Source organism: Bacillus sp. KICET-3 (genome assembly GCF_033261025.1).
GTDB lineage: Bacteria > Bacillota > Bacilli > Bacillales > Bacillaceae > Bacillus > Bacillus sonorensis.
This window is the reverse complement of record NZ_CP137345.1, coordinates 1900390-1916180: the sequence shown is the minus strand read 5'-3', so window position 1 is coordinate 1916180 and position 15791 is coordinate 1900390. Positions and strand designations below refer to the sequence as shown.

Annotated in this window: 16 protein-coding genes; all 16 read right to left on the bottom strand. The window is 46.7% G+C overall.

Features of this window, described 5'->3' with window-relative positions:
* Window positions 1-57: 57 nt before the first annotated feature.
* The 16 genes from cotE to ymfI all read right to left on the bottom strand — a co-directional run bounded on the left by cotE (window position 58) and on the right by ymfI (window position 15767).
* Entirely contained in the window at window positions 58-606 is a 549-nt protein-coding gene (gene cotE, locus R5H20_RS09660) for an outer spore coat protein CotE (RefSeq protein ID WP_006638091.1), read from the bottom strand.
* 212 nt (window positions 607-818) lie between these two features.
* Window positions 819-1250 (bottom strand): regulatory iron-sulfur-containing complex subunit RicA, encoded by a 432-nt coding sequence (locus R5H20_RS09655; RefSeq protein WP_006638092.1) that lies wholly within the window; start codon window positions 1248-1250, stop codon window positions 819-821.
* Between the two features lies 1 nt (window position 1251).
* A complete protein-coding gene (gene miaB / locus R5H20_RS09650) occupies window positions 1252-2781 on the bottom strand; it encodes a tRNA (N6-isopentenyl adenosine(37)-C2)-methylthiotransferase MiaB (RefSeq protein ID WP_006638093.1) in 1530 nt (509 codons plus the stop codon).
* 136 nt (window positions 2782-2917) lie between these two features.
* A complete protein-coding gene (locus R5H20_RS09645) occupies window positions 2918-4093 on the bottom strand; it encodes a glycine C-acetyltransferase (protein ID WP_006638094.1) in 1176 nt (391 codons plus the stop codon).
* A 15-nt stretch (window positions 4094-4108) separates the two neighbouring features.
* The gene (tdh, locus tag R5H20_RS09640; RefSeq protein WP_087962519.1) at window positions 4109-5152 is read right to left on the bottom strand and encodes an L-threonine 3-dehydrogenase; all 1044 of its coding nucleotides are present in this window, start codon (window positions 5150-5152) and stop codon (window positions 4109-4111) included.
* Between the two features lie 124 nt (window positions 5153-5276).
* Complete coding sequence (locus R5H20_RS09635) at window positions 5277-6197, bottom strand: dipeptidase (protein ID WP_006638096.1); 921 nt, start codon at window positions 6195-6197, stop codon at window positions 5277-5279.
* A 101-nt stretch (window positions 6198-6298) separates the two neighbouring features.
* Window positions 6299-6559 (bottom strand): stage V sporulation protein SpoVS, encoded by a 261-nt coding sequence (gene spoVS / locus R5H20_RS09630; RefSeq protein ID WP_003181955.1) that lies wholly within the window; start codon window positions 6557-6559, stop codon window positions 6299-6301.
* Between the two features lie 202 nt (window positions 6560-6761).
* Window positions 6762-7559 (bottom strand): TIGR00282 family metallophosphoesterase, encoded by a 798-nt coding sequence (locus R5H20_RS09625; RefSeq protein ID WP_006638097.1) that lies wholly within the window; start codon window positions 7557-7559, stop codon window positions 6762-6764.
* Window positions 7560-7646: 87 nt separating this feature from the next.
* Window positions 7647-9206 (bottom strand): ribonuclease Y, encoded by a 1560-nt coding sequence (rny, locus tag R5H20_RS09620; protein WP_006638098.1) that lies wholly within the window; start codon window positions 9204-9206, stop codon window positions 7647-7649.
* 379 nt (window positions 9207-9585) lie between these two features.
* Window positions 9586-10632: a recombinase RecA gene (gene recA, locus R5H20_RS09615; RefSeq protein WP_006638099.1), complete on the bottom strand. Its 1047-nt coding sequence runs from the start codon at window positions 10630-10632 to the stop codon at window positions 9586-9588.
* A 181-nt stretch (window positions 10633-10813) separates the two neighbouring features.
* Window positions 10814-12064 (bottom strand): competence/damage-inducible protein A, encoded by a 1251-nt coding sequence (locus tag R5H20_RS09610; protein WP_006638100.1) that lies wholly within the window; start codon window positions 12062-12064, stop codon window positions 10814-10816.
* Window positions 12065-12084: 20 nt separating this feature from the next.
* Window positions 12085-12666: a CDP-diacylglycerol--glycerol-3-phosphate 3-phosphatidyltransferase gene (gene pgsA, locus R5H20_RS09605; RefSeq protein WP_006638101.1), complete on the bottom strand. Its 582-nt coding sequence runs from the start codon at window positions 12664-12666 to the stop codon at window positions 12085-12087.
* Window positions 12667-12727: 61 nt separating this feature from the next.
* Window positions 12728-13636 (bottom strand): helix-turn-helix domain-containing protein, encoded by a 909-nt coding sequence (locus R5H20_RS09600; RefSeq protein WP_006638102.1) that lies wholly within the window; start codon window positions 13634-13636, stop codon window positions 12728-12730.
* Between the two features lie 17 nt (window positions 13637-13653).
* Window positions 13654-14445 (bottom strand): YmfK family protein, encoded by a 792-nt coding sequence (locus tag R5H20_RS09595; protein WP_006638103.1) that lies wholly within the window; start codon window positions 14443-14445, stop codon window positions 13654-13656.
* A gap of 263 nt (window positions 14446-14708) precedes the next feature.
* A complete protein-coding gene (locus R5H20_RS09590) occupies window positions 14709-14966 on the bottom strand; it encodes a DUF3243 domain-containing protein (protein WP_006638104.1) in 258 nt (85 codons plus the stop codon).
* A gap of 69 nt (window positions 14967-15035) precedes the next feature.
* Entirely contained in the window at window positions 15036-15767 is a 732-nt protein-coding gene (ymfI, locus tag R5H20_RS09585; protein ID WP_006638105.1) for an elongation factor P 5-aminopentanone reductase, read from the bottom strand.
* Window positions 15768-15791: the final 24 nt, after the last annotated feature.

Sequence of the window (15791 nt, the reverse complement as noted above, 5' to 3'; positions counted from 1 at the left end):
CACAAACATTCACGCTGAAAAAAAAAGAAACTAGGGCGATATTTCCCTAGCTTCCTTCTATTCTTCCGGATCTCCGACCAAAAACTCAGGATTGATATCCTCCAATTCTTGATCGAGCTCCTCTTCCCAAGCCTCTTCTTCATCGGTTTCCGTCCAGTCGGAATTGACTTCAACGACAATTTTCGTTTCTCCGACCACTTCAGATAAAAACTCTCTTTCGGCCTGAACAACCACTTTGTTTCCGTTTGGAGAAATCGTCACTTCGAGGCAGTTCGGCTGCTGGAGCACCTTTGCAATAACTTCGTGTTCATCATCTAAGTAGTTTTTGTCGCGGTATCTGAGCTTGATGACATCTACATATGAAACGCGTTCTGTCACAACCTCTGTTTTTGTGTTGTCTGCATATGAATACCACACGTTGATGTCATATGTCCCTTCAATTTCAACCGTTTTTCCGATCTTTTCGGCATCATACTTATGATTGATAATCCAACCGCCTAATATACTGGTTGGTTTTTGCGAAGGGGAGATGGTATGTGTGGACTGGGTGAATTTCCTGCCTTTCGCGACTACCGCTTTTGTAATAATTTCCCTGTATTCAGACATTCGGTCATGCCTCCTTGTTTTTCCTCGTATTATCCTATGCTGGGCATTCGTCTAATGTGCGAGCTCTAAGAAATCAAAATAAAGTACCCATTTAATGAATCTGTTTAAGTGTATGCAGCAAACAAGGTAAACTTGACTTAAATCATAAAAGAAAAAGACAGACCGGATGCCGAACTTTTCGGCACAAAAAAAGGCGCCCATAAAGGCGCCAATTATAGTGAGCAGCTAGGTTGCGAGTTTTTGACTTTTGAACCGGTTTCTCCTGTTAAAAGGTTTCCCCCGGTCGATGTTATAATCTCATTTGTCACTTGGTTTGATATTGTATGGGCGACAAGCTGGAGAAGGTCGTTGACTTCCATTTGAGAGTCTCTGAACTCTTGGATGATCGGAATGCCATCAAGCTCTTCCTGAAGCGCATCGATCTTTGCCTCTGTTTGCTTTAAAGCCTCATGCTTTTCATAATGTTTAAAGTTGACGGCCTGCTTCTGCAGGGCTTTGATTTGATTAATGATGTTCGTGATTTTGGCATTTTCATTAATCTGCTCTTCAGCTTTTTTGAAGAATTCGACTTCTTCCGTTTCCGCAATCATTTTCGCGAGCTCGCGCGCTTTTGCCACAATATCTTTTTTTGTGTAAAGAGTCATCTTATTTCACCTCGATTGCTTCTCCCACCATTTCTCCGTCAAGCGACCATGTTTTCGCCTGGTGGATTTTCACGTTGACAAGCTGGCCGATCGCTTCTTTAGGCCCTTTGAAGTTCACAAGCTTGTTTTTACGTGTATAGCCGGCAAGAATATCAGGGTTGTTTTTACTTTCACCCTCTACTAATACTTCGACAACCTGCCCCTCGTATTCCTTCATTTTTTTGGCGGAAATTTCGTTGACAAGGTCATTCAAGCGCTGGAGGCGCTCTTTTTTGACCCTCATGGGAACATTGTCTCTCATCTTCGCGGCAGGCGTTCCTTCACGAGGAGAGTAAATGAACGTATAGGCGCTGTCAAACTCAACTTCCCTGTACAATGACAGTGTTTCTTCAAACTGCTCTTCCGTTTCGTTCGGGAAGCCGACGATAATATCCGTTGTTAAAGAAGCATTCGGCATCGCTTTTTTAATTTTGCCGACAAGCTCAAGATAGCGTTCCCGGTCGTATTTACGCGCCATCAGCTTCAAGACTTCCGAGCTTCCGGACTGGACAGGCAGATGGATGTGGTCCAAGAGGTTCCCGCCTTTTGCAAGCACTTCGATCAGATGGTCGTCAAAGTCGCGCGGGTGGCTGGTTGTAAAACGGATTCTCGGAATATCGATTTTGTGGAGCTCATCCATCAGATGGCCAAGTCCGTATTCCATGTCCTCAAAATCTTTTCCATAGGCATTGACGTTTTGGCCGAGGAGCGTGATCTCCTTGTAGCCTTCAGCCGCAAGCCTTCTCACTTCCTGAATAATATCCTCGGGACGTCTGCTGCGCTCTTTTCCTCTTGTGTACGGTACGATGCAGTATGTGCAGAACTTGTCGCAGCCGTACATGATGTTGACCCATCCCTTGATTTTGCCGTGGCGGACTTTCGGAAGGTTTTCGATGACGTCACCTTCTTTTGACCACACTTCAACCACCATTTCTTTCGACAGATACGCTTCTGACAAAAGCTCTGGGAGGCGGTGGATATTGTGTGTACCGAAAATCAGATCAACGAACGGATGTTTCTTTAAAATCCGGTTGACGACTGATTCTTCCTGTGACATACAGCCGCAAACACCGAGGATCACATCGGGATTATTCATTTTCAATGCCTTTAAATGGCCGATTTCACCAAACACTTTATTTTCCGCGTTTTCTCGGATCGCACACGTGTTCAGCAAAATGACGTTGGCGTCTTCTGTCGAGTCGGTCGGTTCATATCCGAGCGCCATGAAAATACCCGCCATCACTTCTGTATCGTGTTCATTCATCTGGCAGCCGTATGTGCGGATGTAAAACTTGCGCCCTTCCCCCATGCCTTTGTACTGCTCTGATATTTTAAAATCCTTATGGTATTTAACTTCTTCTTTGCCGCGTTTTTTTGCATCTTTTAAGGAAGGCGGAACATAAACAGCTTCAAAATATTTGCTGTAATCCTTCTCGGATTTTTTGTCCGATGGATTGACCTGTCCGCTTTCGGTTCGCTGTTTCTCATTCATGTTTTTTTCTCCTTTCAAACAAAGTTCCACACTACAGTATAAAGGTTCTCGGCTGTCAGCACAACCCAGAACCCATCATTGTACACTAACTGAAAATGATTATCAATGGTAATTTGCTTTGTTTTTTTAGCAGAGCTTAAAGCAAACCCGTTTTTCGGGCGCCGGTTTCGATGATGTCAAGCGCTCTGTCAAGCTCTTCTTTTGTATGCTCCGCCGTCATGATCGTTCTGATTCGCGCCTTGCCTTTCGGAACGGTCGGAAATACGATCGCCTGGGCAAATACGCCAAGCTCAAAAAGCACGGCTGAGAATCGGCATGTTTCCGCTTCATCGCCGATTAAGACCGGTGTGATCGGCGTCTCGCTTTGAATGAGCGGCAGACCGATTTTTTCGAGTCCTTTTTTGAAATATGCCGTGTTATCCCAAAGCCGTTTGATGAGTGAAGACTCTTCCATCAGCACATTGACCGCTTCAATGCATGCCGCGGTGACTGCCGGCGGATGCGAGGTGCTGAACAGAAACGGGCGGCCTTTATGTTTTAAATAGTCGATCAACACGTTTGAACCGGCGGCATATCCCCCCAAGACGCCGATCGCTTTGCTGAGGGTGCCGACCTGGATGTGCACCTTTCCGTCAAGGCCGAAATGATGAACCGTCCCGCGGCCGTTTTCCCCGAGTACGCCTGATGCATGAGCGTCGTCGACCATGACAAATGCATCGTATTGTTCTGCGAGTCTGACAATCTCCGGAAGCGGGGCGATGTCTCCGTCCATGGAAAACACTCCGTCTGTGACGATGAGGCGGGTTCTGTAATTCATTGATTTTTTCAATATCTTTTCCAAGTCTTCCATATTCGCGTGTTGATATACTTTCCGCCCCGCTTTGGTCAGTCTGATCCCGTCGATGATAGAGGCATGGTTGAGCTCATCTGATATGACGATATCGTCTTTTGTCAGGATGCTGGAGAGGATGCCTTGATTGGCCGTGAAACCGGACTGAAAAACGAGCGCCGCTTCTGTTTTTTTAAAGGCGGCCAGTTTTTTTTCGAGTTCATCATGCATCGCAAACGTGCCGGCAATGGTCCGGACTGAACCGGTTCCCGCCCCAAATTGTGCGGCTGCTTCAGCTGCCGCTTTTTTAAGACGCGGATGTGAAGTAAGTCCAAGATAATTGTTGGAGGACAGCTGAATGATGTCTCTCCCCTTCATTCTGACAGTCGGGCCTTGAGCCGATTCGATCTTCGGCAGCTCTTGAAAAGTTCCGTTTTCCTTCATCGTTTCGAGCTCTTTTTGTAAAAACGCGAATTCTTTCATATCAACCTCTCCTCTCTATGGTATCAATACGACTTTGCCGCACTGCCCTTCCCTCATAAGATCAAAACCTTTTTCAAACTCTTCAAGAGAAAAATGATGAGTGATGACAGGCCTGATCTGAATGGTTTCGGTATGAAGCAGTTCGGAGACCTGCCTCCATGTTTCAAACATTTTCCTTCCGGTGATGCCTTGAACCGTAAGACCTTTAAAGACAATGTCATTGGTCATGTCAATGCATACCGGATGCTCAGGCAGGCTTAATATATGGACCCTTCCTCCATTGGCCGCCATTTTTAAGCTTTGGCGGATCGCCGTGGGATGGCCTGACATCTCGCAAACAAGGTCTGCACCCCATCCGCCTGTTAAAGCGCTTACAATTTTGAGCGGATCATCTTTTTCAATTGAAATTGTCTCCGTTGCCCCCATCTGTACAGCAAGGTCAAGCCTGTACTCGTTTTTATCGATGGCAATCACCTGTGAAGCACCGGCTGCTTTAGCAACGGCAACGGCCATTAAGCCAATCGGTCCACAGCCGACAATGGCGGTTTTCGCTCCTGCCGTGATTCCTGACAGCACGGTGTGTACGGCATTTCCGAGCGGCTCTTGAATAGAAGCGAGATCATCAGGCATCCCCGGCGGATTTTTCCAGATGTTTTCTGCGGGAACCTTCACATATTCGGCGAAACATCCTTCTGTATCCACTCCGAGGATCATCGTATTGCTGCACACATGCTTTTTCCCCGTCAGACAAGGAACGCACCTTCCGCAGACGATGTGCGTTTCCGCGGATACGGTGTCACCCTCTTTCACAGATGTGACATGTTCCCCGACTGCTGCGACTTCACCCGAAAATTCGTGGCCGAATACATAGGGCGGTTTTACTCTTTGTTTCGCCCATTCATCCCAATGATAGATATGAACATCAGTTCCGCAAATCGATGCAGCTTTGACTTTAATCAGCACTTCATGTTTGCCGATTTCCGGAATCGGAACAAGATCGCAAACGGCTCCCGGCTCCCCCGGCTTCTTGATAAGCGCTTTCATTTTTCCGCTCATGATGAACAGACCCCCTTCGAAAAATCGCTTTACAAAAGGATTGTAGCACGATTTTCCATATTGGTAAATAAGTCTGTACATGTGAGGAGGACATCTGAACACTCTCTGAAAAAAATTGAACTATTTTTTAAAAAGGAATGTGTGTAATGAAATTTTCGTAGAGAAACCGTCTGACTTGTTTTGACGAATAATGGCACTCCAAAGCGTCGATCAAATTAGCGTAATCCTTATGGGCTTCCAGACCCGGAATCATCTTGTCAATCCCGTCAAAATCGGACCCGAATCCGATATGCCGTTCACCGCCCAGCGAGCAGACATGATCAATGTGAGACAGAATATCTTTTATTGAGGGCGTACCCTTGCCTTTTACAAATTCAGGAACGAATGTAATGCCGATCACACCGTTTTTGTCAATCAGCGCTTTGATCTGATCATCTCTTAAATTCCTTGGATGGGGGCAAAGACTGTGTGCATTCGAATGGGAAGCGATCGGATATGCCGCAAGTGAAATGGCATCCCAGAAGCTTTTTTCTGAGAGGTGGGACACATCTATCCATGCCCTGTTCCGGTTGGCGATGCTGATCAATTTTTTTCCCCATTGCGTAAGGCCGGCATTTCGCTCTTCCAAGGCGCCGTCGGCGAAAGCGTTCGCCCAGTTCCATGTCAGGCCGAAGCTTCTGACGCCGAGCTGAAAAAAGATATCAAACAGCCTCAGGTTTTTGGATATCGGTTCACAGCCTTCCATCGTTAAGATGATTCCGGTTTCTTCCATAGCAAGAGAATCAATATCTGCTTTGCTTTTGACCAGTTTGATTCGTTCATATTTTGCGATTTTTTCATGGAACAGCTGAATTTGGACGAGCGCCATTTCGAGGCGCACATTTGCAGGAACAGAATCGGGGAGAAAAATCGCAAGGCACTGGATCTTTGTCTTTCCGCTTAAAAGCGCACTGACCGGGGTTTGCAGCGAAGGATCGCTGTATTCATCAAGCTTCGGATGTTTCCAAAGCTTCCAAAGCAAGTCTGAATGGGCATCAAAAATATTCAAGCAGATCCCCTCCCATGGCAAATTTCCTGCCAAAATCAAAAACAACCCGCTTACATATGTAAGCAGGTTGAAGCATATGAAATAGGTACATTCTTTTTCTATCAGCGAGGTTCTACAATGAGCTTGATCGCCGTCCGTTCTTCGCCATCAATTTGAATGTCCGTAAACGCCGGAATACAAATCAGATCGACGCCGCTTGGCGCCACAAATCCCCTGGCAATCGCGACCGCTTTTACAGCCTGATTCAATGCTCCGGCTCCGATCGCTTGAATTTCTGCAGCCCCTCGTTCTCGCAAAACTCCCGCCAACGCACCTGCAACCGAGTTTGGATTTGATTTTGCTGAAACCTTTAATATTTCCATTCCTGCTCCCCCTTAAATTTACAATGGATAAGTGAGTGTTCATTAGAACAATCATTATTAGATATTGCTATTTCAAAAGCCATCCCCTTTTAATTGCTTTTCAAAAATAGCAGGGTACCTTCCATTTTTACTATATTCACTATAGGACCGGGATATTCCTGCTTTCTTTTTAATATTTTTCTAAAGTGATTTTCAGGTTCAGCTATTCAAAAAACATGTGGTCGTCATTGATCAGTACACGGTCAATTTTAACGGCTTTTTTGCTTTGTTCGTCTATATCGATCACGACGGCGCTCAGCGTCGTGCGGCCTTCCGCGACTTCAAACCTGACCGGCAGGCTTGTTTTAAACCGTTTGATAATCGTCTCCCGTTCCATACCGAGAATGCCGTCATACGGGCCAGTCATCCCGACGTCGGTGATGTAAGCCGTTCCTTTTGGGAGGATGCGGTTGTCGGCGGTCTGTACATGTGTATGCGTTCCGACTACGGCTGAAACCCGTCCGTCCGTATACCAGCCGATCGCCTGCTTTTCGCTCGTCGCTTCGGCATGCATATCGATAAAAATAAACGGCGTTCGTTTAGAAGCCTCTTCAATCAGTTCATCCGCTTTTTCAAATGGACAGTCGATTGGAGGCAAAAATGTCCGGCCCTGCAAATTGATCACGGCAAGCTCCTTAGCGCCGCTTGTTTTTATGTATGTGATGCCTCTGCCAGGCGTTCCTTTAGGAAAATTGGCGGGCCTTATGATCTGTGGAGCATCATCAATAAAATCAAAGATTTCCCTTTTATCCCATGTATGATTTCCCATTGTAATGACATCTGCGCCCGCCTGAATGATCTGATGATATATTTTTTCGGTAATGCCCTTCCCGTGCGCCGCGTTTTCACCGTTTACGATGACGGCATGGGGTTTATATTTCAGTTTCAGTTTTGGCAAATAGTTGTTGATCATCTCTCTGCCGGGCGAACCGACGACATCTCCAACAAATAAAATTCTCATGTTTTGACCCTTTCTTTTTATAAAATAGGTGTTGTTAATAGTGTTACACAAGAAAACAAAAAAATAAAGTGATGCGTTCGCACCACTTTATTTTGCGTATTCAACGGCTCTCGTTTCCCTGATCACCGTTACTTTAATATGTCCAGGGTAGTCAAGCTCGTCCTCAATTCGTTTTCGAATTTCCCGCGCCAAACGATGGGCTTCAAGATCGTTAATGGAGTCTGGTTTTACCATGATCCGCACTTCCCGTCCGGCCTGTATCGCAAACGACTTTTCAACACCCTCATACGATTCAGAGATTTCCTCCAGCTTTTCAAGCCTGCGAATGTAATTTTCGAGCGTTTCGCTTCTTGCGCCAGGTCTTGCGGCTGACAGCGCATCGGCTGCGGCCACGAGAACGGCGATGATGGAAGTCGGCTCCTGATCTCCGTGGTGTGATGCGATACTGTTGATGACGACAGGGTGCTCTTTATACTTGGTGGCCAGTTCCACACCGATTTCGACATGGCTTCCTTCCACCTCATGGTCAATCGCTTTCCCGATGTCATGAAGAAGCCCTGCTCTTTTGGCGAGCGTTACGTCTTCTCCAAGCTCTGCAGCCATTAGGCCTGTCAGAAATGCCACTTCCATAGAATGCTTTAACACATTCTGTCCATAGCTTGTTCTGAACTTCAAACGGCCGAGAATTTTGATTAAATCGGGATGAAGACCGTGGACTCCGACCTCAAATGTCGTCTGTTCACCCATTTCGCGAATATAATCATCGACTTCACGGCGGGATTTCTCAACCATTTCTTCGATTCTGGCAGGATGAATGCGGCCATCCTGAACGAGTTTATCAAGAGCGATCCTAGCTGTTTCGCGCCTGATCGGATCAAATCCTGAAAGGATAACGGCTTCCGGCGTATCGTCAATGATAAGATCGATTCCCGTCAATGTTTCCAGTGTACGGATGTTCCTTCCTTCACGTCCGATAATACGGCCTTTCATCTCATCATTTGGAAGGTTGACAACTGAAACCGTTGTCTCAGCCACATGATCAGCCGCACAGCGCTGTAAAGCCAATGAAAGAATATTTTTCGCTTTTTTATCAGCCTCTTCTTTCGCACGATTTTCAGTTTCTTTCATCATGATCGCGATGTCATGGGAAAGCTCATTTTCAACCCGTTCCAGAATGATTTGCTTCGCTTCATCACGAGTCAGACTTGAAATACGCTCCAATTCCGACTGCTGCATACGAATCATGTCATCCACTTTGCTTTCCATCTCTTCAATATGTTGTTGTCGTTCATTCAGAGAATGATCTTTCTTCTCCAACATCGCTTCCCGTTTATCTAACGATTCATCTTTTCGATCAAGGTTTTCTTCCTTTTGAAGTAAACGGTTTTCTTGTTTTTGAAGCTCATTTCGTCTTTCACGAACTTCTTGTTCAGCTTCTATCCGAAGCGTATGAATCTCGTCCTTTGCTTCAAGAAGGGCTTCTTTTTTCAACGCTTCAGCATCCCGCTTTGCGTCTCCAAGAATTTGTTCGGCTGCATTCCGCGCACCTGAAATTTTTGCTTCGGCAATGATTTTACGAACATAGTAGCCAACAACTAAACAGAATAGGCTCAGCAAAATGGAGATGAGAATTGTTAAAGGACTCATACTTTCACCTCCTCTTGCTATGAACTTGTTTCTTGCTAAAAGTAAGTGTCGGCATGTACATTGTACTTTCTTCTCAACATACAGAACCTTCACAGGGAATGAAGAAGCTTCACAGCCCTTGTCAAGTTTAAATGTTTATCAATCATGTTAAGAAAAACAAGTGATACAATTTCATTGTAATTGTGTGGGAAATACTTGTCAAGCTTACGGTCTTAACGTTTCAAAAGATATTCGCCGCTTATGGCGCTTCAAACCGCTGAAAATGGAAGAGGAGCTTCGGCGCGGGCAGCTGTCGGAGCGTTTTTTTAAGTGGAGGGGGGAATCGGTGCCTCAGCAAAAAGCTGAAGAAAAGGCCGCCGATCCATCGGCGGCCTTAATATTAAAATTCGAGTTCTTCCTGGATTTCTTCGTCATCACCTTTAGGAGCCTGACTGCCGGCATCATCCAATCCATAATGCTCCCTGATCTGCTCCTGGATCATCAGAAGCACGTCTTTGTTTTCTTTCAGGAACTGCTTCGCATTTTCGCGGCCCTGTCCAAGACGTTCATCCTGGTAGGAGTACCATGCACCGCTTTTTTGCACGATGTCAAGCTCTGTTCCAAGGTCGATGATCTCCCCTTCTTTTGAGATTCCTTCGCCGTACATAATGTCCACTTCGGCTGTCCGGAAAGGAGGGGCCACTTTGTTTTTCACGACTTTAATTTTCGTCTTGTTCCCCATGACATCATTGCCTTGTTTAAGCTGTTCGGCTCGGCGCACTTCAAGGCGCACAGAAGAATAGAACTTCAAGGCCCTTCCGCCCGGAGTCGTCTCCGGATTACCAAACATTACACCGACTTTTTCGCGGATCTGGTTAATAAAGATCGCGATGGTTTTCGATTTATTGATGGCTCCGGAAAGCTTCCGCAGCGCCTGGGACATCAGTCTGGCCTGCAGGCCGACATGAGAATCTCCCATGTCTCCTTCGATTTCCGCTTTCGGCACGAGCGCAGCAACCGAGTCGATGACAACGATATCAACGGCTCCGCTTCTGACAAGCGCTTCCGCAATTTCAAGCGCCTGTTCTCCCGTATCAGGCTGGGACAGCAGCAGCTCGTCAATGTTGACACCTAATTTTTGCGCGTAAACGGGGTCCAGCGCGTGTTCGGCGTCTATGAACGCAGCCTGTCCGCCCTGCTGTTGAACTTCGGCAATCGCATGAAGAGCCACCGTCGTTTTACCAGAGCTTTCAGGACCGTATACTTCAATAATCCTTCCGCGCGGATATCCGCCCACACCGAGGGCTGCATCGAGCGCTAAAGAACCGCTCGGTACAGTTGAAATTCTTGTTTCAGTCTGTTCGCCCAGTTTCATAATCGAACCTTTACCAAACTGTTTTTCTATTTGTTTAAGCGCCATGTCTAAGGCTGCCTGACGATCACTCATTCTATTTTTTCCTCCTTTATCACTTCCGCTATATCTACTATACCTTGTTTGCACTGATTTGCCAAGAAAAAAGCGAACGCATATTCGATTTTTTTGACGGGTTTTAAACGATAAAAATATGATCTCATAGGATAAAGCGGTCTTTTTTAAAAGGAAGATTCTCCGAAAAAGATATTATCGCTTATTTTCCCAGCACATTCAGCAGCAGATGGCAGCCGTATTTGGCGGAACGCTTCCTGACCGCGGATCTGGAGCCGGCAAACATGAATTCATGCACCTCTTCTGCTTTGCCGTTCACAGAGACCCCGATAAATACCTTTCCTGCGGGATGGCCTTCCTGCGTATTCGGACCGGCTACTCCGGTAAAGCTGATGCCGATGTCGCTTCCGGTTTTGTTTCTGATGCCTGCTGCGAGCTCCTTCGCGCATTCCGCGCTGACGGCTCCGAAGCGGTTCAGCGTTTCTTCGGAAACTCCTGCCGCTGAAACTTTCAATTCGTTTGTGTAGCAGACGGCTCCTCCTCTGAAATATTCGGAGGCTCCGCTGAGCTCCGTCAGCCAGCTCGAAAACAGCCCGCCTGTAAAGCTTTCCGCGGCAGACAGCGTCATCCCTTTGCGGACGCAGGCTTTCGCAAGCTCTTCAACAAGCGAAGTATCGTCATATCCGTAAAAGAACTCCCCAACACGCTCTAAAATCCGGTCTTCCGTTTCTTTAAGAAGGCGTTCCGTCTCAGCCGGATCCGCGTGTTTGGCCGTCAGCCTGAGGGTCACTTCCCCATCGGCCGCCAAAGGCGCGATCGTCGGGTTAGTCTGAGCGTCAATAAGGTCTTCCAAATCCGTTTCAAGCTGGGATTCTCCGATTCCGAAGAACCGAAGCACCCTTGAGACGATTTTTTCCTTTGAGCCCAGTTTTTCAAGAATGAGCGGCTTCGCTTCGTTTTCAAACATTGGGTTCAGCTCTTTCGGAGGTCCGGGAAGAAGCATGTAAAAGCGGGATTCATGCTCCAAAAGCATCCCCGGGGCCATGCCGAACCGGTTTGGCAATACATCAGACCCTTCGAGGATCAGTGCCTGCTTCCGATTGTTCGGTGACATCGTGCGGTTCGTTTTTTTGAAATAATCCTCAATCGATTGAAAGGCTTCTTCATCAAGCTGAAGCGGACGTCCGACGACCTCGGCGATCGTTTCTTTTGTCAAATCGTCTTTCGTCGGCCCGAGCCCGCCGGAAAAGATGATGAAATCAGACCTTTCCTGCGCGGTTTTAATCACTTGCTTCAAGCGTTCGGGATTGTCTCCAACCGCTGTATGATAAAAAACATTGATGCCGATTTCCGCGAGCTGCTTGCTGATAAACTGCGCGTTCGTATTGGCAATTTGCCCAAGCAAAAGCTCTGAACCGACGGCAATGATTTCAGCTTTTCTTTCCAGTTTCATGTTTTCCACTTCCCTAATGTTTAGTTCGATGTTTTTAAAGCGTCCCAGTTCTTAGCGAAATAATCCCATCCGGATACGACGGTGAAAAAGACGGCCACCCATAATGCCAGAGAGCCAAACGGGAACGAGACGAGCTCAAATGGCAGATTGTGCAGGAGAAGCGCTGAAATGGCGATGATCTGTGCCCATGTTTTCACTTTTCCAAGCATATTCGCCGCCACGACTTCCCCTGTCCCTGCAAGAACAAGGCGGAGTCCTGTCACAGCGAATTCCCGGCTGATAATGACGATCGCCATCCATGCCGGCGCCAGATGGTAATGAACCAAAATGATCAAAGCCGTGGATACGAGCAATTTGTCTGCAAGCGGATCAAGAAATTTCCCGAAGTTCGTCACAAGATTCAGCTTTCTCGCATAATAACCGTCGACCCAATCGGTAACAGATGCGAAAATAAACAGAAGGGCGCCGATCAGATGTGCGACCGGAATCGATTCGTTTCCGAAAGAAAGCGATCCCCACTGAAACGGAACAAGCATGATGATCATGAAAATAGGAATTAAGGCGATTCTCGAAAGCGTAATTTTATTCGGTAAGTTAAACATAAAGTTGCCTCCATATGTATCGTATTATTGCTGATGGACGAAAGAAAAAGTCATCCGGGCATTAAGATGACTTTTCCTCCTTTTTATTTTGAATCGTTATATTTTGTGTCATCACATTCTTCGGATCAAGTTCATAGGAAAGAACCTTGCCGTTGATTTTAATTTCCACACCCGGTGCATATCCGATCCGCAAATCAATCTGATCCTGGTCGGTTATATTTTTTTGAAAGGTCTCCCCTTTTTTCATCGTTCCTTCTTTAAGAGAGTTTCCTTTCGCATCCTGCACCCTTACCCAGGAGTCTCCAGTCGTTTTCACCTCAAGCTCAAGCTTATCAGCTCCCGATACTTCATAGGTGGTCGAGCTGCCCTGGCTGCTTACGGTCTTGATGTTCAACTCTTTTTTCTCATCGGCCTGCTCATCATCACCGTTTTCTTTTTTGTCTTTGTCCGCGGCTTTTTCGTTATCCCCGCTTTTTTGATTTTCCTTCGTCAGCGGTGAATCCTTGGAGACGTCGTACTTGCTTTGCGTCTCCTCTGTTTTCGTCTGGTCGGCGGAATTTTGATTTCCTCCTCCGATCACAGCCTGAACGATGACGTAAATGATCGCAATCACGACAATAACGCCGGCTGAGACAAGCAATGTAGGCAAAAGCTCAAGCGCTTTGGAGGCAGACTTGGGAAGCTCCCTCTGCGGCTTGATCGAAGAAAGCTTATCAGAAACCTCATCATTGTAGGAGTCAGGGATATCCTTTTTGAATTCTTCGAACAGATTTTCCGAGTTTAACCCGACAGCTTCCGCGTACTGTTTAATAAAAGCTCTTACATAAAACTTTCCCGGAATAATGTCATAGTTCCCTTCTTCAAGCGCAGTCAAATATCTTTTTTGGATTTTCGTGGCAGCCTGAAGATCGTCTAACGACATCCCTTTTTCCTCTCTGGCTTCTTTCAGCCGATTTCCTAGTTCAGTCACAACAAACACCTTCCATTTTAAAAATCAAAGCCTGAAAAACCCGTATGGTCAAACATCTGCGGTTCTTCGGCATGTTCATATGTAATCACCTCATCAGGGCTGTTACGCAATTCGATAATGTAATCGAAATCATCCATCGTATATTCCGTATTTTGAACAAAAATATCCGGGTGTTCGACAACTTTTGTCGCGGGCAGGCGCATAATTTCACTGACGAGCTGCAAATGGCGCTCAGATCCCCTTCTCGTCGAGACAATCCCGTCCAAAATAAAGACGTTTTCCGTGTTGTATTCATCTGCAACCAGCTGGCTCCTGATCGTTTGCTTCAGAAGCGTCGAAGACACAAAAAGCCATCTTTTGCTGGCACAGACGCTCGAAGCGACGATCGATTCCGTCTTGCCGACACGGGGCATCCCCCGAATTCCGATCAGCTTATGGCCGTCTTTTTTAAACAGTTCAGCCATAAAATCGACAAGCAGCCCGAGCTCGGCGCGTTCAAAGCGGAACGTTTTTTTATCATCGGCATCCCGCTGGATGTAGCGGCCGTGCCTTACAGCGAGGCGATCCCTCAATTTAGGCTCCCTCAGCTTTGTAACTTTAATCGTTTCCATCGTGTTTAAAATGGATTCAAGGCGTTTGATCTGATCTATATGACGGCATTTTAGCAAAAGGCCCCTTCTCGAAGTATCAACGCCGTTAATTGTGACAATATTGATCGATAGCATCCCTAGCAAAGAGGATATATCTCCCAGAAGTCCGGGACGGTTGACTTGGATTTCATATTCTAAATACCATTCGAGCTTTGCCAAATGATAACCTCCCTACCCATCATCGTGGCAAAAATTTACCTTCCTTTATCATAAAGCATTTTGCCTTAATTAGAAAGCAGAATGTGTGATTAAATAAGAAAAACGTCCGTTTCCCAAAATCAGGAAAAAACGGGCGCTGAAATCGGCCCTTCTGCCCCCTTTTTACCCTTCAAACCTCTTCGGCAAACAGAAAAAAGCGACCAGTCCGCAAAGAAACCCGACATTCAAACCTATAAAAAAGAGAGAGTGAACACACTCTCTCCTTAATGTGAGCTGTTGTTTTCAACAAGCTTGACCATCACGTTCGCAATGGCGCGCTGCTCCTCTTCCGAAGCTACGCTCCAAAGATCTGCAAGCACTCTTTCCTGATGGTTTTTTGAATCTACCTCACCAGCTAAATAATCTCCGATCTCATAAGCAAGATCTGAAATGGTTTCGTTTGACATTCCTTTTTCCTGGGCATAGTTCAGGCGGTCGCCCAAGAAGTTTTTCCACTGATCCCAATTATCCAGTACGGACATATCAGGCCCTCCATTCTCTTAAAGTTACAGGCTTATTATTCTCGGCGGGATCATAAACTATACATGTTTTTAACAATGCCAGCCTCCGTTTACCGATAAAATCTGGCCGGTAATATAAGATGCTTTTTCTGAAAGCAAAAACTGGACGGCGTCTGCGACCTCTCCCGGCTTTGCGAGTCTGCCCATCGGGATGTCCTCCGCTATCATCTCCTCTTCTTCTTTTGAAAATCCGGCCATCATATTTGTTTTGACGGCACCTGGGGAAACAGCGTTAACTCTGATGCCGCTCGGTGCAAGCTCTTTAGCGAGAGCTTTGACAAACGAATTTTGCGCGCCCTTCGTCATACTGTACAGCACCTCGCAGGAAGCCCCGGCCTCCCCCCAAATGGAACTGATCGCGACAATCGCGCCGGCTTTTCTGCTGACCATGGCCGGCAAAAGGTTCCTCGTCAACAGAAACGGGCTGGATACGTGCAGCTGAACCATGTCTTGAACCTCCCCATTCGACATGTCTGTCACAAGCCCGCGGAAGCTTTGCCCGCTGTTTAAAATAATGGCGTCAAGCGCCCGCCCGCCGATATAATCGGAAACCGCCGCGGCGCCGTCCGGAGCGGACAGATCGCTTTGGATGATGTCCGTTTGAACACCGTATGTATCTGACAGCCTTTTGCTTAAAGCAATGGCTGCTTGTTCATTTGTGTTGTAGTGGAGGAACAAATCAAAGCCGCTTTGCGCGAGCTTTTCGCATATGCTTTGGCCGATTCCCCCGCTAGCTCCTGTCACAAGAGCCTGTTTTGCCATTGTATACCCCTCCTCAAAAAAAGA